General features: G+C 59.8%; 16 protein-coding genes and 1 pseudogene. 4 read left to right on the top strand and 13 right to left on the bottom strand.

What is annotated here, in order from left to right; translation table 11 throughout:
* Positions 1-17 precede the first annotated feature (17 nt).
* From AB1555_06135 to AB1555_06120, 4 genes are all read right to left on the bottom strand, one after another.
* Positions 18-1,715: a tetratricopeptide repeat protein gene (locus AB1555_06135; GenBank protein ID MEW6246276.1), complete on the bottom strand. Its 1,698-nt coding sequence runs from the start codon at positions 1,713-1,715 to the stop codon at positions 18-20.
* A gap of 143 nt (positions 1,716-1,858) precedes the next feature.
* Positions 1,859-3,277: a Si-specific NAD(P)(+) transhydrogenase gene (gene sthA, locus AB1555_06130; protein MEW6246275.1), complete on the bottom strand. Its 1,419-nt coding sequence runs from the start codon at positions 3,275-3,277 to the stop codon at positions 1,859-1,861.
* Positions 3,274-4,143 carry an HDOD domain-containing protein gene (locus AB1555_06125; GenBank protein MEW6246274.1) on the bottom strand — a complete coding sequence of 290 codons (870 nt, stop codon included), beginning with the start codon at positions 4,141-4,143 and terminating at the stop codon, positions 3,274-3,276. Before AB1555_06125 ends, sthA begins: the two co-directional genes overlap by 4 nt.
* A gap of 564 nt (positions 4,144-4,707) precedes the next feature.
* A complete protein-coding gene (locus AB1555_06120) occupies positions 4,708-5,067 on the bottom strand; it encodes a PilZ domain-containing protein (protein ID MEW6246273.1) in 360 nt (119 codons plus the stop codon).
* Between the two features lie 272 nt (positions 5,068-5,339).
* On the opposite strand from AB1555_06120, the gene AB1555_06115 reads away from it, so the two are divergent.
* Both AB1555_06115 and AB1555_06110 read left to right on the top strand, forming a co-directional pair.
* Entirely contained in the window at positions 5,340-6,266 is a 927-nt protein-coding gene (locus AB1555_06115; protein MEW6246272.1) for a CoB--CoM heterodisulfide reductase iron-sulfur subunit B family protein, read from the top strand.
* Positions 6,267-6,353: 87 nt separating this feature from the next.
* Positions 6,354-6,674: a cupin domain-containing protein gene (locus AB1555_06110; protein MEW6246271.1), complete on the top strand. Its 321-nt coding sequence runs from the start codon at positions 6,354-6,356 to the stop codon at positions 6,672-6,674.
* A 123-nt stretch (positions 6,675-6,797) separates the two neighbouring features.
* Here AB1555_06110 and AB1555_06105 read toward each other — a convergent pair whose 3' ends face one another.
* From AB1555_06105 to AB1555_06090, 4 genes are all read right to left on the bottom strand, one after another.
* Positions 6,798-7,310, bottom strand: coding sequence for a hypothetical protein (locus AB1555_06105; protein MEW6246270.1), 513 nt, complete (start codon positions 7,308-7,310; stop codon positions 6,798-6,800).
* A gap of 26 nt (positions 7,311-7,336) precedes the next feature.
* The gene (locus AB1555_06100) at positions 7,337-8,014 is read right to left on the bottom strand and encodes an FMN-binding protein (protein ID MEW6246269.1); all 678 of its coding nucleotides are present in this window, start codon (positions 8,012-8,014) and stop codon (positions 7,337-7,339) included.
* Positions 8,011-8,475, bottom strand: a complete 465-nt coding sequence (locus tag AB1555_06095; GenBank protein ID MEW6246268.1) for a hypothetical protein — start codon at positions 8,473-8,475, stop codon at positions 8,011-8,013. The genes AB1555_06100 and AB1555_06095 overlap by 4 nt, the downstream gene beginning before the upstream one ends.
* Before the next feature lie 67 nt (positions 8,476-8,542).
* The gene (locus AB1555_06090) at positions 8,543-10,051 is read right to left on the bottom strand and encodes a hypothetical protein (protein MEW6246267.1); all 1,509 of its coding nucleotides are present in this window, start codon (positions 10,049-10,051) and stop codon (positions 8,543-8,545) included.
* Between the two features lie 793 nt (positions 10,052-10,844).
* On the opposite strand from AB1555_06090, the gene AB1555_06085 reads away from it, so the two are divergent.
* Positions 10,845-11,456 carry a hypothetical protein gene (locus AB1555_06085; protein MEW6246266.1) on the top strand — a complete coding sequence of 204 codons (612 nt, stop codon included), beginning with the start codon at positions 10,845-10,847 and terminating at the stop codon, positions 11,454-11,456.
* Between the two features lie 155 nt (positions 11,457-11,611).
* Complete coding sequence (locus tag AB1555_06080) at positions 11,612-12,523, top strand: FAD:protein FMN transferase (protein ID MEW6246265.1); 912 nt, start codon at positions 11,612-11,614, stop codon at positions 12,521-12,523.
* Positions 12,524-12,604: 81 nt separating this feature from the next.
* Here AB1555_06080 and AB1555_06075 read toward each other — a convergent pair whose 3' ends face one another.
* From AB1555_06075 to AB1555_06055, 5 genes and pseudogenes are all read right to left on the bottom strand, one after another.
* Positions 12,605-13,993, bottom strand: a complete 1,389-nt coding sequence (locus AB1555_06075; protein ID MEW6246264.1) for a sigma-54 dependent transcriptional regulator — start codon at positions 13,991-13,993, stop codon at positions 12,605-12,607.
* 3 nt (positions 13,994-13,996) lie between these two features.
* Positions 13,997-15,925 (bottom strand): ATP-binding protein, encoded by a 1,929-nt coding sequence (locus tag AB1555_06070; protein ID MEW6246263.1) that lies wholly within the window; start codon positions 15,923-15,925, stop codon positions 13,997-13,999.
* A gap of 300 nt (positions 15,926-16,225) precedes the next feature.
* Positions 16,226-17,833 carry an efflux transporter outer membrane subunit gene (locus AB1555_06065; protein MEW6246262.1) on the bottom strand — a complete coding sequence of 536 codons (1,608 nt, stop codon included), beginning with the start codon at positions 17,831-17,833 and terminating at the stop codon, positions 16,226-16,228.
* Between the two features lie 5 nt (positions 17,834-17,838).
* Positions 17,839-19,086 carry an efflux RND transporter periplasmic adaptor subunit gene (locus AB1555_06060; protein MEW6246261.1) on the bottom strand — a complete coding sequence of 416 codons (1,248 nt, stop codon included), beginning with the start codon at positions 19,084-19,086 and terminating at the stop codon, positions 17,839-17,841.
* Between the two features lies 1 nt (position 19,087).
* Positions 19,088-22,410: pseudogene (locus tag AB1555_06055) on the bottom strand (efflux RND transporter permease subunit).
* Positions 22,411-22,816: the final 406 nt, after the last annotated feature.

Below are 22,816 nucleotides of genomic sequence, written 5' to 3'. Positions count from 1 at the left end.
GTCATGTCCTTGCGTCATTAGGCGTTCAGCCGGTGGCCGTACAGAAGCGTGATGTTGATTCGGCGGCTTGCGTACTCGTCTTTGAAGGAGAACCGGTCTGTCTCGTGGAAGAGGTCGGAGTTGAAGACGACGGCCCGGTTCGCGCGGTAGGGAATCCGCACCGCTTTGGCACCGGCGCTCGCGAGCCAATCGAAAATCTTCTGCCGGTTCCTGTCGTTGTTGTATTCCCTGAAGTTCCAGTCGCGGGGCGCTTCTTTGTCCCACACCACCAGCCCCCCGGTCTCGGGATCCAGGTTGGCTTCGTCCGGTGTGATCCAGAAGTTCACGTTGACGGCGGCCGCGTCGGCGTGCACGTTGAGCCCCCGCCGCCGGCTGTCGTATTTGAACGCCCAGGCCTGGGTGAGCCGGTGCTGCTTGAAAATGCCCGGAAACTTGAGCCGCAGTTCTTCGGCGATCTGCAGGAGCAGCGGCGTCGCAAAGCCGTCGCCCAGAAACGCGCCGAGGTAGCCGTTTTCGTAATCTTTCTTCCAGATCGTCGATTCCAGGCAAAACCGGCGCATGGCGGTCAGCGCCTCGCCGGTGAGCAGATCATCGATGTAGATGATCTCCGGCCGTTTGGCGTTGTAGCGGGCTTCGATGGCCTCGACATCCAGATCGGGGTTCACCGCGCCGCCTGGCAGCCGTTCGCAGGCCGCGCGGTGGAGCACCCGGTTGAACGACGGTGCCACGAGGTCCAGGTCCCGTTGATCGAGGCGGATGCGGGTTGCCGTTGAGGCGCTCTCGCGAGCCTGTTGATCCAGCCGCCTCAGGGCGTCGCGGTAGACCGCATGATCGTGCCCTAGAATGCCTAGCTTGAACAGATACTGAATCTGCTCCGCATCATGTCTGAGCCGGGACTTGGAAACCAGGATCTCCGTCACGCGACGCCCATGATCCTGTTTCACCCGGGCGGACTCGTCGAGACAAGACAGGGCCCGGTCGAATTGCCCTCTCCAGATGGACACGATGCCGAGGTTGTACGTCGCCTTGACATAGCCCGGCATCGACCGGAGCGCCTGTTCGAACGCCGCCGCGGCTTTCTCCCACTCGCCCCGCTCCATCAACGCCAAGCCCAGGTTGTTGTAGGCCTCCACGTGTCCCGGCTTGACTGCGAGAGCTTGCCGATAGGCGTCAATGGCCTGATCCACCAGGCCTTGCTCTTTGAGGACCGCGCCAAGATTATTGTACGCGTCCGCGTAGCTCGGATTGACGCGTAGCGCTTTCCGATACGCTTGCTCGGCTCGGGCGAGTTGGCCGAGCTCTTTGTAGACATTGCCCAAGTTGGTCAGAGCCTCGACGTACTCGGGCTTTGCGGAAATGGCGCGCTGATAGGCCGAGATGGCTTCTTCGAACCGCCCGGCCCGTTGCAGCACGACGCCGAAATTGAAGCAATACAGCGGATGGTCGTGATGTTGCTGAACCGCGCGGCCCAGCAGCTCGCCTGCTAGGTCGAGCTTGCCCACACGGTAAGCGAGAAGACCCAGGGCATGCAGCGCTTCCGGGTGTTCGGGGCTCATCTGGAGAACGAGCCGATAGGCATGCTCGGCTTCCTGCAAACGCCCGGCCTGGTGGTGGGACTTAGCTTCGTCCAGCAGCGTGGCGACAGCGAAACTGTCCCGCGAAGGACCCGGCTTCCCTTGGAGTTTTTCGAGTCTCCTTCGCTGCGCCCGATTCATGGAAATCATCTGGCGTAGATGGTGAAGTTAATCACCCAAGCTGGCGAGGAGGGTATCCCAAGACCGATGGGGGAGTCAAACACCACAGGCAGGGACGAGAATTGAGGTCTTAAGGCATACGGGAACCAGGGCAGTCAAAACCTTTACGTCTGAAGAGCCTGCCCCGCCCGCTTGCAGCGTTGCCCCATGATGTCGAGGGCAGCTACGCGGTACGCTTCGGCTAATGTCGGGAAATTGAAGATGCTCTCGACGAAGGCGTCGATCTTAGTGCCGTTCTGCAAGGCCATTTGGCCGAGATGGATCAGTTCGGTCGCGCCTTCCCCGACGATCTGCACGCCCAGTAGGCGCTCGCCTGCGGGATCGGCGACGATCTTCAGTAACCCGTCGCAGATGCCAGATATCTGACCGCGTGCGACTTCGTCGAATCGTGCTCGACCCACCATCGGCGCGCCATGCTGTTTGGTCGCGGCAGCTTCGTCCAGCCCCACGCTGGCCATTTCCGGAATCGTGTAAACGCCGAGAGGAATGGTCTCCGGCATGCTGCTGACCGGTAGGCCCAGGGCATGGCAGACCGCGCGCCGGCCCTGTTCCATCGCGCAGGAAGCGAGGCCTGGCGGTCCAATCGCGTCGCCCACAGCATAAATGTGTGGTACCACCGTCTGGCAATAGGCATTGACAGCCAGGGTACCCTTTTCGGTCAGCGCGAGTCCGGCGGCCCGCAGATTGAGGTCTTCCAGGTTCGGCTGCCGTCCCAGCGCGACCAACAGCTTGTCGCTCGTGATCCTCCGGCCGTCAGCCAATGTCGTGACCACTTGCGAGACGCCGTCCCATCGGACGTCGGTCACTGTCTGCCGCCCACAATAACGCCCGCCTTGCCTTTCAAAGCTCTGTACAAATTTCCCGACGATTTCCCGATCGAGAAATTGCACAGGGCGCTCGGCCCGATCGATCATGGTCACCTCCACACCCAGGAGGCTGAAGATCGACGCATACTCCGACGCGACGACGCCTCCGCCCAGAACGGTCAGCGTTCGAGGCAAATAGATCATCGAGAGAATCGAGTCGCTGTCGAGAATGTTCTCATGATCGATGACGATGTCCCGCGGGGCACGAGGCCGCGAACCGGTGGCGATCACGATCGTCTCGGCGGTGAATCGCTGCTTGGCGCCGTCCACCGACAGCATCTCCACAAGCCGGTCCGACAAGAATCGCGCGCGCCCGTGGAAGCGGGACACGCCGTTTCGGGCGAGTTGTTCGCTCATATAGGCGGCGTGTGCCTTGACCACCTCATCCATGCGGTGCATCAGGACTGACACCGCCGCGTCTTGTCGCAGCCGGAATTCAAACACCGCCGCCGATCGTTTCAGCCGCTCCAATTGCAAGGCAGTCTCACGGAGGGTCTTGCTGGGAATCGTCCCTCGATAGACACAAGCCCCGCCGATGCCCGGCTCGCGTTCGATCATGGCCACGCGCTGACCGGCCTTGGCCCCTTGTATCGCTGCCTTTTGGCCGGCCGGTCCGCTGCCGATCACGAGGAGGTCAAACTGAGCCACAGCGCTCATACGGTCATCGCCTCCACGACGGCGAGAATCCTGTCTCTGGCATTCAGCAAGGTATCCACGTCGTTGGGATAGAGATTCAGATCGCCGAAAACCGGATGGTCACAAACGGTGAGATCGTCGAAGACATCCGCTTCCAGCACATAGGTCGCCAGCCGGTCGGCCAGGCAGGTAATCATCACTTCCTGGCGAAAGGTCGGTGCCTGGTCATAGCACGCGGAATAGGCGATAGCTTCCGCCACTTGCTTAGGCAGACCCCACTTTTCGGCGATCATGGTGCCTACGCGGGCATGGTAACCTTCCAATAGGATCATGAGGGTGTCGCGCTCCACCGGTACCTGATATTCCTTTGACAGCATGGCCACCATTCGCAACACGACTGGTTTACCGATGGCGTGCAGCAATCCGCAGAGGTAGGCGCTCTCGACGTTGTGCCGGCGCAGCCGGGCGATTTCTTTGGCGTACGCGCCGCTGCCCAACGCATGTCGCCATAGTTGTCGTACTTCCGCTTCGTACCCCGGCACCTGGTAGGCGCCCGCTTTAAGCGAAGCCGTAAACGCAATCTCAGACAGAAGAGCCATTCCCAACATGGCGACCGCATGCTGCAGCGAGACGATCGGCGTACGCGGCATGTAGGCCGGGGAGTTGGCGATTCTGAGGACGTGGGCGGCCAATGCCTGGTCCTGGTGAATCAACGCGGATAGACGAGCCGCATCGGCTGACGGATCGTTGGCCAACACCATCACCCGGCTGGCCACCTGCGGCAAAAGAGGAAGGTCGACTGCTCCGCTCTCGATCCGCCGGGCTAACTGCTGCTCCAATTGTTGTATCGCCTGAGCAGTGGCGGGATGGTCCGATCCAGCCGGCATAGCTCCCCCTGATTCGTCCCAGTTTGTTGATTGTCAACCGAGTTCGGCACAGACTCTTCTCGGCTGAATGGCCAAAAACCTTAGCCGCTGATGATCCCGATCAAGCCGCCAAGACCGCGTTATTGTGGCTCGTTCTCAGGGACGGGCGAACCTTCGGTGGGAGACCAACAAAAAAGGGGCCATCGACGCCGATGACCCCCGGTTTGGCGCTTCGGGCGCCTGCTAACTGTGTTGGATGTGACCGTCGCTCGGTTCTTGCGAGACCCGGCGATCAACAGAGAGTGAAATCTATCCGTTCGCGTGATAGCGTGAATGGAACGACCGAACCATCGGTCTTCCGACTCCGCCGGATTGGCCGAACACCCGTCGACCTGAGGCGTAGACGCGCCATGGAGTCCGTTCACATTCCGCCACTCAATCGGAAAGCTTCATCTCGTGAGGCGAGCGCTGCCGCCGCCGGGCCGTTGTGGTCCGGGGGATTCAGGTCTTTCATCATGCGACCCCCTCCTTGTTAAAGCCCGACATGGGGTCGGGCTGGCCGGGTGCGCAGTGCGGCCCGACCGGTTACGATGCCATCCGATACTGCCACTCGACCTGACACAGATAATCGGTCAATGCCGTCTGCTGAGCCGGCGTCATCTCGCCGAACTTGACGCCATGCGTGTATCCTTGGCCGGAGGTTTCCACGTGCACGATGGTGCCGGCGAATTCAAAATGCCGGATCACTCCGTTGGTCATGCGCGAGAGCTTGACGTGAATGCGAGACCCGGACGGGAGGCACAGAGGCAAATGCAGCGAGAGGCCGCCTTCGCTCACATCCTTCAGATGGCCGACGGCAAGCGAACGGCGATCGGGGTGGGAGAGCACTTCCGCCCAATCCGTATCGGGCACCCGATGATCGAACCGACATCCGTGGTCCGTCATGGTTTCTTTTCCCCGCTGCGGCTCCAAGATACTCCTCTTGATGAGCTCTTGCAAGCTCGTAGTTGCTCCGGTTGGTCCAATGAGTCGCGTTGAGCCTTGAGCACGCCGGTGACTTCGGTGTCCATGCCCGGTATACTCCACCGTAGCGGTAAGAGGGACGGCCGAGAAGATCTTGCCTCGAACCATGAGCGCGATAACATCCCTGTTGCCGAGGTTGCACCGGCCGTACAGACATTGACGGCCGAACCGGAACGCTGAACAGAGGAGTCTCGATGGCCCTGCGATATGCGTTGTTTCCCGGCTGTGCGGCGAAGGGCGCCACGCCGGAATTGTATCAGTCCACGATGGCGATCATCGGCCGGCTGGGCATCGAGGTGGTGGAGTTGGCGGCGGCTTCCTGTTGCGGCGCGGGTGTGGTCACCGAGGCGGATCCCGAGGTCGCGCTCGCGCTGAACGCCAGGACGTTCGCGCAAGCCGAGCAGCTTGGGCTGGATGTCATGACGATCTGCGGCACCTGCCAGGGCGTCATGGGCCCCGCCAACAAACGGCTGAAATCGGACCCGGCGCTCCTGGACCGGATCAACAAGTTGCTCGCTCAGGACGGTATCACGTATCGGGGCACCGTCCAGGTCAAACATCTGCTCTGGGTCGTCGTGCGGGAAGTAGGCTTGCCGCGGTTGACCCGGGAAGTCCGGATCCCCTTGAGCGACTTCCATATCGCTCCTTTTTATGGATGCTATATTCTTCGACCCTCCTGGGATCTCGGATTCGACGACCCCGAAAATCCCAGATCGCTGGAGAAGGTCATCAAGGCCGTGGGCGGCGAACCGGTCGTCTATGCCGGGCGAACCAACTGTTGCGGCTTTCCGATCATTCTGGAAAAAGAAGCGATCGCGGTGGCGATGGCGGGAACGAACATGAAGGAGGCGAAGGATGAAGGGGCGGACTTCATGGTCACGCCCTGTCCCTTGTGCCACATGAGCTTGGACATCTACCAGGACCGGGCCGGAAAGGCGGTCAACGCGAATCTGCAGTTACCCATCCTGCACTTGCCGCAGTTGCTCGGGCTCGCGATGGGTGTGCCGGCGAAGGACTTGGGGGTGTCCCGCCACCTGGTACCGGTGGATTCGATCGTTCGGAGAATCGAGAAGCAACGAACTACAAGCGATCAGCCGTCAGCTTTCGGCCGACAGCAATAAACTTGCTGATAGCTAATAGCTGATAGCTGATGTCTGATGGCCAATAGCTGAAGACTGATAACTATTCAACGTCAGGAGCGGAAGGGCATGAAGGTCATCAATCTTTCGGATTATTCGCAGTTTAGCCTGGAGAAGATGAAGAAGAACAATATCTTTCAGACGCCCCGGTTTTTCTGCGACGTGTACTGCTTCGAGCCGGGGCAGGAACAGAAAGGCCATGTGCATGGCGATCAGGACAAGGTTTATGTGGTGCTGGAAGGGCAGGGCACCTTCACGGTCGGATCAGACACGCAGGTATTAGGTCCGGGACAGGGAACGCTGGCTCCGGCCGGCGAGCCGCACGGCGTGACCAATCATACCAGCGCCCGGCTGAAAGTGCTGGTCTTTGTCGCCCCCAATCCCTCGTGAGCCGGCTGCCTTATTCTTCTTCGATTTTTCTTCAAACGACGGTCAAGCGAAAGGATAGTGCGGTCGATCGATTTCCGGTCAAAAGTTCCAGCGGGCTGCGGCCTGGCGAAACCGGTTACACGATCATTCCTCGTTCTTTTTGGCGATCAACGGTTGCTGAAGGAACCACATTTCATACAGTGGAATGACGAACATCACCAGAAAACTGACCAGCATCAGTGAATCGCCGGCCAGCATGGTCAGCACAAAGATCGGGGACACGTAACTGATCAGCCATGGCGACGCCAGATCGAGCATCACGCCGGAGAACGCCGCCCACGTCATGCTCACCTTCACGCCGTTGCTTACACCGGTAAGATACAGCACATGCACGAGAATCATGAACACCACCGGCATCGTGAACAGATGGAAATGGGTGATCTCGGCCAGTTCCCGGAAGGACATGGGTTCGCCGAAGGTCGCGTCCGAGCCCCGGTAATGGTCGGCGATCCCTTGCGGCGACAGACCGGTCATGCTGTGCGCCCAGAAAAACGAAAACGCGAACCCGGCCAGCATCGACAAGAGAAACAGCGTGTACACCAGCCGGACCTGGCGATCGGAATCCCGCAGGCGGAACCGAGTGTTGAAATTGCGCATGCCCGAGAGCCCGACTCACATCCTCGCTAAAAGCCGAAGAGCGAGCCGAAAAACCCTTTCTCCGCTTTCCGCGCCTGGATCGTATCGCTACCGATTCCTTGGGGCTTGAGGTAAAACTCGTCGATCAGCACGAGCACGCGTTTCACGCCGGCACTCATCGAGCGCACCGACATCGTCGCTCCGCTGATATTGATGATGTCCTTATTGATGCGGATCGGGTCAAAGACGGTCTTGCCCTCGTACTGAACGTTGAAGCGTTTGGTGCGGACTTCGCTGCCACGGGCTTCACGAAAGACGAGCAATTCGACGTCCGTGCACTGTCCCTTGGAATCGACCCCGACCATGTACGTCATCGGCTTATGTTTGCCAATCGTATTCTGTATCATCGCATAGCCGTCCACGGTGGAGCCGGTCTCGCCGATATACACCTCGAAGGATTCCTCGGGGAATTTCCACCCGATTCGTTCCTGGACCAGACTCTTTTTCTCGGGACTGAGCGTGATGATCTCTTTCCGAATGCGTTCTGATTTCGGAAACATGAGTTTCAGCGCCTCTTCCTCGGTCAGATACACCTCCGCGTGCATCATTTCCTGCTCGGTGAGGTAGCGCTTGAGTTCGCTGTCCCAAATTCGTTCGGCCCAGGCGGGAACCGGCATCCCAAAGATGGCCAGGATGGCGATGAGGCTGAGAGACGATGTCTTCATGTGGGGGAGCAGCCTTTCTCTTGTAATTTTGTGTTAAGACGGGTCAGCGCCGCCGTCATCGCTTCTACCGAAGGTTCAATCGGCCACCACTTCGTGGCCTGTTGCGTCACGCCGCCTCGCGCATGCCACCGCTGCCGAGTTTCCAAAACATTGACGGCCGTGACGTCATCCTGCTTTTTTAGCGCGAGAGTCATCCGAGCCCGCTCTCTGTTGCCGAAGCCCTCCCGTCCGAATATGCCGTACGGACGGTCTTTGCCTTTCATTTCGACCCAACCGGTTTCGATCAACCCCTTGTCCTTGTCCTGGACGGTGATGGGACGATCCTTGACGGATTCCAAAGCCGTTTCCCACACCAGGTCATACGAGCAGACAAAATACTGATCTTGGCCGCCGCTCAATGTGGCGCAGCCGCTACAAGCTGTGATGATCGAGAGACTGATGGCGGTGATGAATGCTCGCATGGCAGCGTTTGCCTCCATCGCATGGCCTGCGCACTCTCCCGATTCGGGAGAGTGCGCAGGCAACACGTTAAAAATACGTCGCAGCCGAAATCACGAATGCGCTGTCGTGAATCCGTTGTCCCGAATTGGGATTGAAGGCCTGCGGCATGTACTGGTAGCTCATTTTGAACACGGCATCCTCGATCGGCCGGTAGTTCAGTCCGAAAGAGATTTGTTCCAAGTCCCCTTCACCCCCCGAGAAGTCTATGTTCGTGTTGACCCTGTCATAACGAACGACGGCCGTGAAGGTCGACCCCTCGCCGAACCGCTTCGGCGACCACTTGGCCAGGAACTCAGGCATGAAGTGGTAGTTGCCTTGAATGTAAAACCCCTGCATCCGTTGCGGTGGGATCCCCAGCGGATTCAAGCCACCCAAACCGGTCAGCAGGGAGCCCGGTGCGAATCCGATCGTGTTTCCGGTAATGGCCCGAGAATTATGCCTGACGTAGGCCCATGCGGCTTCACCGATGATCTCGAACGGCCCCCTTTGGAGGGTCCAGTCCACGGCGAAAATGCTCAGAGGGTTATAGTTAGAGCCAAATTGTCCCCCTTGCGGAGCCGCATTACCGTAGTATCCCGATCCGGCGACTTCGATGCCGAGCACCGGGCTGAACGCTACACGTCCGGCGACGGCCTTGCCGTTATTGATATCGAACCCATCATCGGTTCCGCATTTCCGTTGGCGGGCCCCACGTGTGCCCGACGCCTCGTTGATGGTCGGTGTTCCATTGGTTTCATAGCCGCAAGGTCCCGTGGTGACATACAGCTCGTAATCCAGCTTGGACGTACGGCCTGGGTAAAAGGTGCCGTAGATACCCGCACCGGTTTCCGCCACTGTGGTCGGGATGATGAATTGGCTGACCAACGGCCGGTCGGTGAGATCGTTCAATGGGGAGTCGTGCAGCAGGTTAAACTTGCCGATTGGAACCAACAGAATGCCGGCTCGGAGGTTGATGGGCTCTTTGATCAGATAGTCGATGTGGGCGAATTCCAGTCCGAACTCGAGTGCACGGTCGGGTCCGCCTTCTTCGCGAATGCCGTGCTCGATTTCCAACTCGGCGGCCATCTTCACATGCTCCGTAATATCCGCGTAAATGAAAGGCACAAACCGCTGTTGGTCGAAGTTGTTGCTGAGCCCGCCGAATCCGTTCTCGATGCTGCTCTTCCGATGGGATCGGTACTGGATATCCATGTAGCCGCCGACGATGGCTTTCGGCGCCGCGACGAACGGCTTTGCATAGACCAATCGACCCGACCCGGTCGAACCGAAGGACAACGCCGGTTGCTTCTCGGCTCGACGTTCCCGACCGACTTCAGGTAGCGGGCCGACGCCAGGTTCTTCAGGAGGTGCCTCCGGTCTGACCAGTTCAGGCCTCTCGACACCGGGAGAAATCCCCTCGCGTTCGCGCCTTTCTCGTTCTTCCAACATCTGCTCCAGCTTCTTGACTCGCTCTTCCAAGGCTTTTTCATCTGCCATAGCGGGGAGTGCCAACAGCGGGCACAGCATCAGAGCCCCAAGGATCGACCGCATCCTCATCGGAAACCTCCATCAAAAATGGGTTGTGGTCTGACTCGGGACTCTCGGGTCTCTGGTCTATTTCGCGCGCCAGGGTGGTCGCTAAGTCCTCATGCGTGTTTTGCCGTCTGTAAACCTCCTTTCGGGGAAGACTCGGTCGAATCTAGCTCGTATTATTCATGACCGTTTCTGCTGCAAATGCGGATACGCTGTTGCGACGGGCGCGCTCGCCGTTCAGTCCCTCGACGTATTGTTCAAGTACGCCTCGGTCCCTCGCGGCTGTGCTTACCCGTCTCACGACGCGTCTGCGCGTTTTCGCGACGAACCGTCATGAACAATGCGGCTAGGTGGACAGAAACGTTCCCCCTTCAATCGAAGTGAAGGGGATAACCACGAGTCGCTTGCAGCGTTTGCACTTGAGTTCGAGGCCTTGGTCCCGCACCTTGGCGATGAGCTGGCCGCATTCACAACGTGTCGCGCCGCCCTCAGGAGGGTGGACGTTTTGCCGTCTGAGATTGTTCATAATTAATTCCGGGCGTAGGTAGCAATGAGATTGAGAACGATTATTAACTTCATTTCTTTTTAAGCAATTCATATGCCATTGAGTCACGTGATGATATCGCTGGAGTTTCTCCCGATAGAGCTGAAAAGAACGAGCGGAATCGCACAGCGCGCACTGTGCGGAGGACACTGAATAGATGGCCACTCGGTGTCAATGAAAACCTTTGGAGCCGAACGCGCGGTGATTAGGAAGTGACGGGTGTAAACAGCATCGACGGTCCAATATAATGATTCCATGTCCGCGAAGGTAAACATGCCGGAAAGGTGGGCCCTGTTGTGCTCCCTCTGGTTCGGCGTCCTGCTTGCCGCCGGGTGCGCCACCGATCTCCCCACGGCACCGGAAGCGCAGGACATGAAAACTCCGATCGTCTTCGGTCGGACCGTCGCGCTCGTCACCGGCAAGACGACCCGATGGTATGAACCGCAGGTCAGGTTTTTTGAACTCGTAAACCGGAAGACCCATGAGCGGTTTAAGGTGGATGTGCAGTCGGATGATAAAGTGTTCGTACTTCAGATCCCCGCCGGCGAATACGAGTTGAGCCGCGTGCAGATCAACGAGGGGCCGTTTCTGTCCATGGCCGACTTTTCTTCAACCTTTGAAGTCGTCGCTGATCAGATCACATACCTTGGGACCTGGAGGTTCGGCGTGGACACGCCGCGCTACGACCGCATGGTGGTCATCTCGACCGTTCAGGATCGGAAGGACCAAGCGGAAGCCGAGCGCGAGTTCTTGGCCAAATATCCAGCCCTTGAAGGCCAACCCGTCGAGACTGTCTTGCTCGTTCCCAGTCAAGCCGAATCCCGCCTATATGAAGTAATGCCATACCCGCGCTATCCTCGTTATTTCCGCCGCCATTGGTGGTAGGAGCCCGCCCGTTGTCTCGGCGATCGATTCTCATGCGACGATGCTTGTCTCGGAGTGCGCGTGCAGCCGCCTTACTGGTTTGCGGCGTTTCCTTCGCCTGTGCGTCCGTTTCACCTTACTCCGAGCCCGCGTTCGCCAAGCGGTCCCAGATACACATGGGTACGCTGGTCACGATCACGGCGGTGGCGCCGACGGAAGCCGCGGCGCAGGCGGCCGTCGCCGCGGGTTTTCGTGAAGTGCATCGATTGGAGGAACTGTTGAGCACCTGGATCTCCACCAGCGAGCTGTCTCAGGTCAACGCCGCCGCAGGGTGGAATCCTGTCAAGGTGAGTCCTGAGACCTTTACGGTCCTGAAACGCTCGCTCGAACTCGCGACGCTCACAGAAGGCGGATTCAACATCGCCGTCGGTCCGGCTGTGGAGGCGTGGAGCGTGACGGACCAGGCGCGTATCCCCGACGATGCGGAGCTACAGGCGCTGCGGCCGCTCGTCGATCTTTCGCACATTCAGTTAGATGAGACCGCCGGCACAGTGTTCTTGTCCAAACCTGGCATGCGGATAGACGTCGGAGGGATCGGGAAAGGCTACGCTGCGGACCTGGTCGTCCAGGTCATGCAACGAGCCGGCGCCGTTGCGGGTGTTGTGGCACTTTCAGGAGACATTAAAACGTTCGGATGGTTGCCGGACGGATCGCGATTTCCCGTGGGAATCAAGCACCCGAGGAAAGAGGGGGCGGTGTTGGCTTGGGTCGAGCTTCACGATGAGGCGATTTCTACAGCCGGCGATTATGAGCGGTTCTTCGAGCGGGACGGGGTCCGCTATCATCATATCCTCGATCCCGCCACCCTTCATCCGGCGCGAAACTGCCAAAGCGTGACGGTGATCGCGCGCGAGGGCACGATGGCGGATGGATTGGATACCGGCATTTTCGTGCTCGGACCCGAACGGGGCATGGCGCTCGTCGAACGGCTCCCCGATGTCGAAGCGGTGATCGTAGACCAGGAGGGACGGGTACTGGTGTCGTCCGGCCTCCAGGGGCGGGTGCGCCTCGTGTCAGAGTCGAACTGATCAACCGGAGAACGACGAGCTCAGCCTCACCGGAGCGGAAATACCGGCTCTAGTCGCTCCGACCCCCACCTGCCGGTCGTCTTATTCTTCTTCGATTTTCTTCAACCGACGGTCAAGCGAAAACCGGGTAAGGCCAAGGTACTTGGCCGCCAGGCTTTTGTTGTGTCCTGCCAGCCGGATGACCTCCTCGATGATCGCCGACTCCACATCGGCCAGGGATTGTTTTCCCAGCACCATCTCCACGCGCACGAGTTGCTGATCGCCTTGGCTCACCGCCACCGCCGTCTGCGATGAGGTTTCGTGTAACTCGCGCGGGAGACACCCCACGGTCAACGCCTTCCCATGGCAGAGAATCATGGCCCGTTCGATGATGTTGTGCAGCTCACGGATATTGCCCGGATAGGCGTATCGCTCCAACAATGCTCGGGCGTCCGGCTCGATGTCCTGCACGTCCCTGCCGAAGTCTTTCGCGAACCGAACGACCGCGCGAAGTGCGAGTGGAATGATGTCTTCGACGCGCTTCCGCAACGGAGGCAGATCGAAGGTGACCACGTTCAACCGAAAGTAGAGATCTTCACGAAATATGCCCTTGGCGACCTGCTGTTTGAGGTCGCGATTGGTGGCCGTCATCAAGCGGAAATCCACCGTAATGTCATCCGTTCCTCCCAGCCGTCTGAACGACCGCTCCTGAAGCACACGGAGCAGCTTCGCCTGCGTGGAGAGATCGAGGTCCCCGATCTCATCCAGAAACAGCGTGCCGCCTTCGGCCTTCTCCAACAACCCGAGTTTCCGTTGGTTGGCCCCGGTAAACGCGCCGCGTTCGTAGCCGAAGAGTTCGCTCTCGAACAGGTCTTTCGGAATCGCGGTGCAATTGACGCCGACGAAGGGTCCGGCTGCCCGGGGTCCGTTATGATGAAGGACCCGCGCGAGAAACTCCTTGCCGGTGCCGGTCTCTCCCTGAAGCAAGATCGTGGCTTTCGGATTCGCTGCCACGTCGCGCACCTGGGCCAGCAACTGCCGCATCGCCGGGCTGTGCGCTACGAGGTTCGACAGCGCATACTGACCGTCCTCATCCTCCCGTTCGATTTCCACACGCCGGCGAAGGGTCAGGAATTCCAACGCCCGTTCCACCACCGGATCGATCCCTTCCAGGTCGACGGTCTTGATGAGGAAATCGTAGGCACCCTGCTTCATCGCCTCGACCGCGTCCTGTATGGTCCCATAGGCCGTGAGCATGATCACCAGCGCATGGGGGGCCAGCGAACGCAGGCGCTTTAAGGCATCGAGCCCGCTCATGCCGGTCATTTTCAGATCCAGCAGCACGAGATCAGGTTGGTCCTGTTCAAGGCCTTTCATCAAGTCCTCTCCGGACTCAAATCCCACCACGCGATGATTGCGGCGGGACAGCCGTTTCACGATCGCCGACCGGATGGCCGGTTCATCGTCGATGACAAAGATGGTCGCGCGCATCGGCTAGGCCTCCACGACCCGCGGCAGTTGGCGCATGGGAAGCCAGATTCGCACAGTCGTTCCCTCCCCCAGTTGGCTGGTGAGCTGGATGTCGCCGCCGTGGGCGTCAATGATGTTCCGGCAGATGGCCAGTCCCAGGCCGGTTCCGCGGTGTTTCCCGCTCGTGAAGAAGGGCTCGAACATGTGGGGCAGGGCTTCGGCGGCGATGCCGACACCCTTGTCGATCACGGTGATCGCGATGCCGGCCTCTTGCCCACGGGCCGACTCGAAGGTGGTCAAACTGAGCGATCCGCCTTCCGCGGAGGCTTCGATCGCGTTCTGAATGAGGTTGATGAGTACTTGCTTAATCTGGTCGCGGTCGGCCTGAAGCGGCGGCAGCGTCGGAGGCAGACAACTGCGCACCTCCAGGCGCTTCTCCGTAATCGGAACGGCGAGCAGTTTCACAACCTCCTGAACCAAGTCGGGCAGGACAACCAGCACCGGCGCGATCGAACGGGGTCTCGCGTAATCGATGATCTGATTGACGATCCGATCCAGCCGCCGTGTTTCCCGCAGGATGACTTCCAGATCCGGCCGCCGGGGGTCGGCCGCCTTCGTATCCTCCAGCAGCAGCGAGGTGGTGGAGCCAATGCCGACCAGCGGATTCCTGATCTCATGCGCGATGCCGGCGGCGACCTGCCCCAACGTGGCAAGCCGCTCGGCGCGGTGCAACCTGGCCTGCATTTCATCCAAGGCCGTGATGTCCACATTGAAGCCCTGATACATGACCACTCGACCGTCGCCGTCGCGGATGGGAATCAGCCGGCTGAGCACCTTGCGGACCGTGCCGTCCTTATGAAGAAAGCGAAACACGGTTTCGTACGGGCACTCTTCTTCGACCGCTTTTGCAAATTCCGAGAGAACCCGCTCCCGATCTTCAGGATGGTAGGCCTGCCGGATGGCTTCGGGATCACCTTCCCCATCCGGATCAAGGCCCGCTAAGATACGGTTGTATCGGTTGCTGAACACCATGGCCATGCCCTTCGTCGTAAAAATGCCGAAGGGAGCGTGGTCGACCAGGCTGCGATACTTGGATTCCGAGGCGGACAAGACCACGTTCAACGCCCGGAGTTCGGCTTCCGATTTCTCGACCTTCTCCAAGTGATCCCTGATCTGCGCGCTCATCGCGTGCATCACGCGGGTCAGGTCGCCGATTTCGTCGCCTCGCTCCAGCACCGGCAGCGACGGCACGAACCCCGCCGATGACGATCCGGCCGCTTTGGCCAGGCTGGCGAGGGGAGCCGTGATCGATCTCGCGATCATGTGCAGCGTCAACAGCATAAGCGCGATCGCGAGAACACCGCCGCCCAGGATCACCATGAGCATGGAGAAACGGTCTGGGTAGATCCTCGCGAGCCGACGGTTCAGCGCGTCTTGCTCCAACCGGTCGAAACGAGCCATTTCTTGACGGATGCTGCTCATGAGCATCCGCCCCCGGCCCGCCTCGACGTAATGGCGCGCATCCTCGGAATGGCCGGCTTTGATGGCTTTGATGAGTTCATCTTTTTCCCTGATCAACCGCTGTACCAAATCCTGCACCCGAAAGATGAGCTGTTGTTGCTCTTCCTGCCCTTGCAACATTTGCTCAAGGGACCTCCCCACGGACAACACGCGATCCTGGGCGGCGCGAAACGGATAGAGAAACTCTTCCTTTTTCGTCAGGACGAAGCCCCGGAAACCCGTCTCAAGGTCAAGGATGAGCCGCATGTATTCGGCCGCTCGCCGTTGGACGAAATAGGTGGTGTTGAGCTGTTCCTCGTCCTCTGAAAAGGTAATCACGGTCCGGTAGGTGACAACGCTGAGCAGCGCGACCGCCACGACGGGAATGACGGACGCGAGAAAGAGCTTTCGGGCGATCGGCAGGTCGCTGAACAACCGCAGAAGCCGTCGCATCGGTACCTCGCGCCCGTATCCTAGAAGGCAACGAGCAGCGTTGTCAAACCTCAGGCTGCGCTGCAAAACATGACGGACAATCATTGCGGCGTACCCTGAGTCACACGGAACCTGGGCGCCATCACTCCGATGCCCGTCGCGCGGATCAGAACTCCTGATACGTCCGAAACTTGCCTAATGGGCAACCAGTCACTCCCGATTGACTCCCTTGGGTGACTAGCCCTTACCCTTCGGGTTCTTCATCCGAGAGAAGCGTCAAGTTTCGATTGAGGCACCAAGATACAAGTTTGTGAACGACAGTCAAGGAACGGAGGGCGTGGTCAGATCATTGTTCACCCAGTTATTCGGCGCGTTGACGTCGATTCCGCCGGCGCGCGGCGGTTTGTCCAGATTGACATATTGCAAAGTATCGAAGGGCTGAATCTCCCCGTCGGCCGGTAATTGGCCGCGGTTCCAACCGCCGCCGAGCGCGCGGATGAGGGCCACCGAGGCTCTCAGCAGGTCGGCCTTGAGCTGCACCGCGTCGATGCGCGCCAGGAGCGTTTGGACCTGCGCATAAATGAGCTCCAGGCTGGATGCCAGCCCGCCCTGATAGAGCTCGGAGGTCAGGTCCTGCGTCTTGACGAAGGCTCGGACAGCGGCGTCCTGCCGCTCGGCTGCGGCGGTCAGCCGGTTCGTCAGGCTCAAGGCGTTCTCGACCTCCCGAAAAGCGTTCAGCACGGTCGAACGGTAGAGATCTTCTGTCTCTCGGTAGGCCGACCATGCCTGCTGCAATTGCGCGCGGCGATACCCGCCCTGAAAGATCGGCAGCGCGACCCTGGAACCATAGGACCAAAGGCTGTTGGCGAGCGTGAAGAGGTTGATTCCGGTGTCCTCGAAGCCCCCATCAGCCCGGAACCACACGTTAGGGAAAAAGGCGGCTCGAGCGATGCCGATGGCGCGGTTGGCCTGCGCCATCCGGCGCTCCATCGCGGCGATGTCGGGGCGCCGCTCCAGCAGGGTGGAGGGCATGGTCCGCGGAATCGTGAACTGTGCGACGCGCAGATCATCGACCGGCGCGATCGTGAAACTGGCCGGGGCTCTGTTCACCAGGATGGCGATCGCCTGTTCGGTCACCTGCCGTTGACCCTGCACTTGGGCTAATTTCGTCTCGGTGCTGTACAGCAGGGATTCGACGCGGGCGACGTCGAGCGACGAGGCAAGAGCGCCGGCGAACTGGGTCTTGACGAGTTCGAGCGTCTTTTTGTAAAGGGCAACCGATTGGGTGTAGATTGCAACCTGCGCGTCGTAGCCGCGCAGCGTAAAGTAGTCCGCGGCGATTTCCGCCTGCAGGCTGAGGCGTGCTAGCCCATAGTCGGCGGCCCGCTCTTGGGCGCGGTAGGTCTCGACGCGCGTCGCATTGCGGATCGCCGACCAGAAGTCGGGCTCCCAGGACGCCAGGCCTTCTACGACCATGCTCGATTGCGTGCTATCGATATTGGGCGGTCGAAACAGCGCATTGTCGGATAGACGGTTGTTCGAAGCGCTCCCTCCGATGCCGATCTGCGGAATCCGCTGCGAGCGGACCTTCATCATGACGTCGCGGGCCTGCACGAACCGCTCGGCGGCGGCTTGCAGGTCCGCATTGGCTGCCATTCCTTCTTCAATGAGCGTGTCCAGGACCGAATCGCCGTACAGCTTCCACCAATCCGGCCGCAATTCGTCGTCCGACGGCTTCGCCTCGACGAAGGGGCTTGCTCCGCGCCATGAGACGGGGACGACGTACTGAGGCGGTTGATAGGGAGGCGCCAGATCGACGTGCGGCAACCAGTCACCGCAGCCGGACAGGGTCAGCGCGAGCAGAGCGACGCAGCGGGGCGCATGGCGGCGAACTCCTGTCCACACCTGTTGAACTGGAACGCGCTCCATGATCATCATAGCCGGTTCTGCGGAGACAATCGCGGCGCCTGTTCCGGCTGCGGTGCCCCTGGTGCCTGGGATGCTTGGGCCGGCTCCGTACCGTTGACAAGATCATAGCCCGGCGCTGGCGTGACGATGCGAACCGAATCGCCTTCGAGTAGGGCAGCACTGGGATTGTTGATCACGCGGTCGCTCTCGGAAACTCCGTCCGCCACTTCGATGGCATTGTCCATAAGTTTGCTCACGGTAATGGGTTTGAAGTGCACGCGGTCTGCGTCCGTCACCACGGCCACTTGCGTGCCGTGCTCCTGGAACACTAAGGCGGTGGAGGGAATCGTGAAGGCTCGCCGCGCGACCGGCGCAGTGAGCGTGACCTCGGCGTAGGAGCCCGGCCAGAGCGAGCGATCCTCGTTGTCGATCGTAAAGACAGTCACCGCCGTGCGCGTACTGACGTCGAACCCGCGGGCGACCGTCAGAAATTTGGCGGTGAATCGACGATTCGGTAATTGCGGCACGGTCACGTCGGCTGTCAGTCCCGGCTGAAGGAAGGGCCCGAACTGCTCCGGCACGTTGACAAAGAGCCGCATCATACTGATGTCGGCGACTGTAAAGAGATTGCTTTTGGCATTGGGCGTGCTGAGTGCGCCTTCCTTGCTGACCAGGTCGCCGACGTTGATGTTGCGTTGGGTCACTACGCCGTCAAAGGGCGCGACGATCGTTTTGAACTGAATGAACGCCTCGATGTTCCTGACCTTCTGCTCTGCGGCCTTCAGCGTCGCGGCCTGCGCTTTTAAGTTTTGCTCCTGGACCGTAATGGCTTGCTCCGCAACCGCGTGTGTGCGGCGCATCGCCTGATAGCGTTGCGTCGTCACCACGGCCAGCGCATACTTCGCGCGTTCCGTTTCCAGGTCCGCCTTGGCCTGCCTATATTCGGCGTCCAGATCCGGCGCGTTGATTTCGGCGAGGACATCGCCTTTATGCACCACGTCTCCGTAATCCTTGTACCACATCTTCACATAGCCTGTGACGCGCGCGTAGATCGGCGCCTCGTACCATCCCACGATATTGCCGGGAAGCATAATGGTCTCGGTCGCCGGCACCGGCCTGGGAGAGACGACGGCCACGGTGGGCACGGCGTTCGTCAGCGTTTGTTCGCTAAGCGAAGCGGCGTCCAGTCGGCTTTCATAGATCCGGTAGCCGAGGTAGAGCACGAACAGGGCGAGCGCAGCAATCGTCAGACTTCTTCCACGGAGACCGTTCATGCTACACCTTTCCCTCAAGGTCGGCCGTCCGCCTCTCGTAAAAGATGGCGTAGACGCAGGGCACGAAAAACAAGGTGAAGACGGTGGCGACGAGCAAGCCGCCGATGACGGCGCGACCCAACGGCGCATTTTGGGAATAGCCCGTCGCCATAGGAACCATCCCGATGATCATGGCCGAGGCCGTCATGATGACCGGACGGAAGCGGGTCTTTCCGGCTTCGATCGCTGCGCGCAGGGCGTCACCGTGCTCTTTGAGCCGCTCTCGCGCATAGGACACGACCAGGATCGAATTGGCGGTCGCCGTGCCCATCGTCATGATCGCCCCCGTCAGGGCCGGCTCCGACAGTCGAGTCTGGGTGAAAAACAACGACCAGGCGATACCCGCCAGCGCACCCGGCAAGGCCGTAATAATGATGAAGGGATCAAGCCAGGATTGGAAGTTGACGACGATCAACAGATAGATCAGCACGATCGCGGCGAGCAGTCCGAAGATCAGCTCGGCATAGGCCTCGTGCATCAGCGAGGCCTGGCCGTGAATGTCGAGCGAGGCGCCCCGGGGCATTTCGTGCTCCATGCTCTTGGCGATCTTCTGGACATCCGCCAGCACCCCGCCAAGGTCACGCCCTTCGGCGGAGACATAAATATCGAAGAGCGGCATGATGTTCCCGTGCGTGACCACACCCGGAGTTCCTTCGACCGACAGCTTGGCTAAATTGCCGAGGAGCTGTACATCATCCTTGTTCGAAGCATTGTCCGAATTGTTCGAAGGGTTGTCCGAGGACTTGACCGGAATGGTCTTGAGACTATTGATGCTGTTGACCTGCGGCTGCGGCGTATACACATTGATGAGGTAGGACATGCCGGTCTTGGGATCGAGCCAATAGATCTGGTCGACCTGTTGGCTGCCCGCGGTCGTCATGAGCATACTGTCGGCCATGTCGCTCAGCGTCTTGTTGACCCCGAGTCCGAACGTGCGGTCGCCTTCGACCATGAGGGTCGGCGTCCGCATCGTCTGCTGGATCACCACATCCGCAGCGCCGGGAATCTCGCGAAACTTGCCCGCCAGTTTGCGAGCGAACTCGTAGTTGGGATAGATATCCGGGCCGTTGATCTGCACATCGATCGGCGCAGGCGCGCCGAAGTTGAGAATCTTCGCGGTCAGATCGGACGGCTGGAACGTGAAGTCGGTGCCCGGATAGCGCTCCTTCAAGCCCTTGCGAAGAACGCGCCGATATTCCCACACCGGCGACTTTTCATTGTTTAAGATGATCGTCAGGTCACAATCCTGCGGGCCGACCGTCGGCGTCGGGATGAAGGCGAGATTGTGCGGTCCGACCGGCAAGCCGCAATTGCTGACGATGTTGCGGACCTGGCCCGGCAGCAGTTCCTCGATGCTCTTCGAGACCAGCGTGGCCAGGCGGCCCGAGACTTCGATGCGCGTCCCGAGCGGCGCCCGCATGTGCATTTGAATGGTCCCCGACCTGATCTCGGGGAAGTACTCGCGCCCGAGAAAGAAATACAGGCTCATCGAGGCGACCGCGATCGCCAGCGAGATCTTGATGAAGGCGCGGCGGCGGGCGATCACCTGTTCGAGCAGCATGCCGTAGCTCTCGCGAAACCGATTGAAGCGGCCCTCGAACCCCTTCTGAAAGCGAACGAAGACGTTCCGCGATGGCTCCCCGCCGCGCTGCGTCTTGTGCTCAGGCGTCTGCATTACGGTGACTCTTCAACATGTGCTTGGCCACGGTCGGCGCCGGCGTGAACGACAGGATGACCAAGGCCGACATCCTTATGATGACCGCTTCCACCATGGCCTTGAACGGCCGCGACGTCTGGGTCACGGTGTCCCGTCATCATGTATTTCGCCATCGTCGGCACCAATGTGAACGACAGAACGAAGGAAGCCAGCATCGCGATGATGACCGCTTCCGCCATGGGCTTGAATAGGTAGGCGGAGACGCCGGTGAGCCCAAAAAGCGGGAACCAGGCGATGGCGATGCACAAGGTGGCGACGAACGTCGGGACGACGATCTGATTGGCGGCGTCGATGATCGCCGTCTCCAGCGGCTTGCCCATGTCGAGATGGCGGTCGATATTCTCGATCATCACGATCGCGTTATCGACCAGAATGCCGACGGCCAGCGCCAGCCCGCCCAAGGTCATGACGTTGATCGACTCTCCGAGCCAATGCAGGCCGATGAGCGCGGTCAGGATGGACAGCGGAATCGAGGTCCACACGATGGCCGTGGCCCTCCAGGAGGCGAGCAGCAAAAGCACGATGAGCCCGACCAGCGCCCCGGCGGTCAGCATTTCATGGACTACGTCCTGAATCGAATCCTTGACGAAGGTCGAGGCGTCGTCGAGGAGCCGGATCTTGACTCCCTCCGGAACGACTTGCTCGGCGCGCGGAATCATCTTCTTGATCCCCTCCACCACCGCCAGGGTCGAGGCCTCCGTGCTCTTCATCACGACGATGATGACAATCTGCTTGCCCTTCACCAGCACCGCGTTCTGTTGCACCCGGCCCATCAGACGTACCGTCGCGACGTCGCGCAGATAGATGAACTTGTTGCCGTCCCGCTTGATCGGAATATTTTCGAAATCCTCGATCCGCAACGGGGAGGCGTTCGTCTGAACGATCCAGTCGGTCTGTTTGATCTTAATGTCGCCGGACGGCAGCACGCGGTATTGCCGCATGAGGATGTCGTGGACATCCGCCGGCGAGAGGTGGCGGGCGAGCAACTTCTGCTGATCGAGATTGACCATCACCTGCATGTCCTGCCCTCCGTAAGGGTGTGGCAGGATCGCCCCCGGCACCGTCACCAGCAGAGGGCGGATGCGCATGTAGGCGAGGTTGTAGAGTTCCGCGGGAGTCATGTGGTCCGCGCTCACTTCGAGCATGGCCACCGGAATCGCGGAGGGGGCCAGCCGCATGATCATGGGCGGCGAAATATCCGGCGGCAGCCACTTGACGACCCGCTGGGCAATGGCCGTGATATCCGCTTCGGCCCGGCCCACGTCCACGCCGTCCTGCAGAAAGATATTGGTGATGCTGAAGCCGTAGTAGGAGTGACTGTGCATGTACTTGATGCCTTCCACCGTCGCGGTCACGGCGCGCTCGAACATATAGGTAATCCGCCCTTCTACCTGCGCCGGCAGCAGGCCGGCGTAGTCCCACACGACGGAGGTGATGGGAATCGTGATATTTGGAAAGACATCGGTCGGCATGTGGAGCACTGTCATCGTCCCCGACGCAATGATGAGGATGGCCAGTACGACGAAGGTGTACGGTCTGCGCAGAGCGATGAGAACGATCTGGCCCATCGGTAAAAGCTGTTAGCAAAGTACTTACCGCGTATCGGATTCATTCGACGGCTGAGGAGCGAAATCCCAGGATGTCCGCAATTTCCTGTCACAATACCGCCAACCGCACTGTTTGGTTTACACTTGAATCGCCATGTCCGCAAAATGATGTCGTGCAGCCGTGTAGCTACGCACTGCGCGCATCGTGCGATAGTGCACGCCTTTGCTCGAGGCGTTGGCCCATTCCAGCTTGGCAAGAAATCTAGAGGACTCCTTAGAAATGGTGGGTATTGGGCTGACACGGTTCCGAATGTGCTCGTTAGGTTCGAATCTGCGGTGATCCCCACCTGCGTTACTTTGTCCTCCTGTTGCTCTGAAAAACTCGCGAGGCTTTTACGCTGGTCGGTAACTGTTCATCGGCCCGGCA

The organism is Nitrospirota bacterium (assembly GCA_040755395.1).
In the GTDB taxonomy this organism is placed as follows: domain Bacteria; phylum Nitrospirota; class Nitrospiria; order Nitrospirales; family Nitrospiraceae; genus DATLZU01.
The sequence above is the reverse complement of the archived record's forward strand: the minus strand, read 5'-3'. Positions and strand labels throughout refer to the sequence as shown.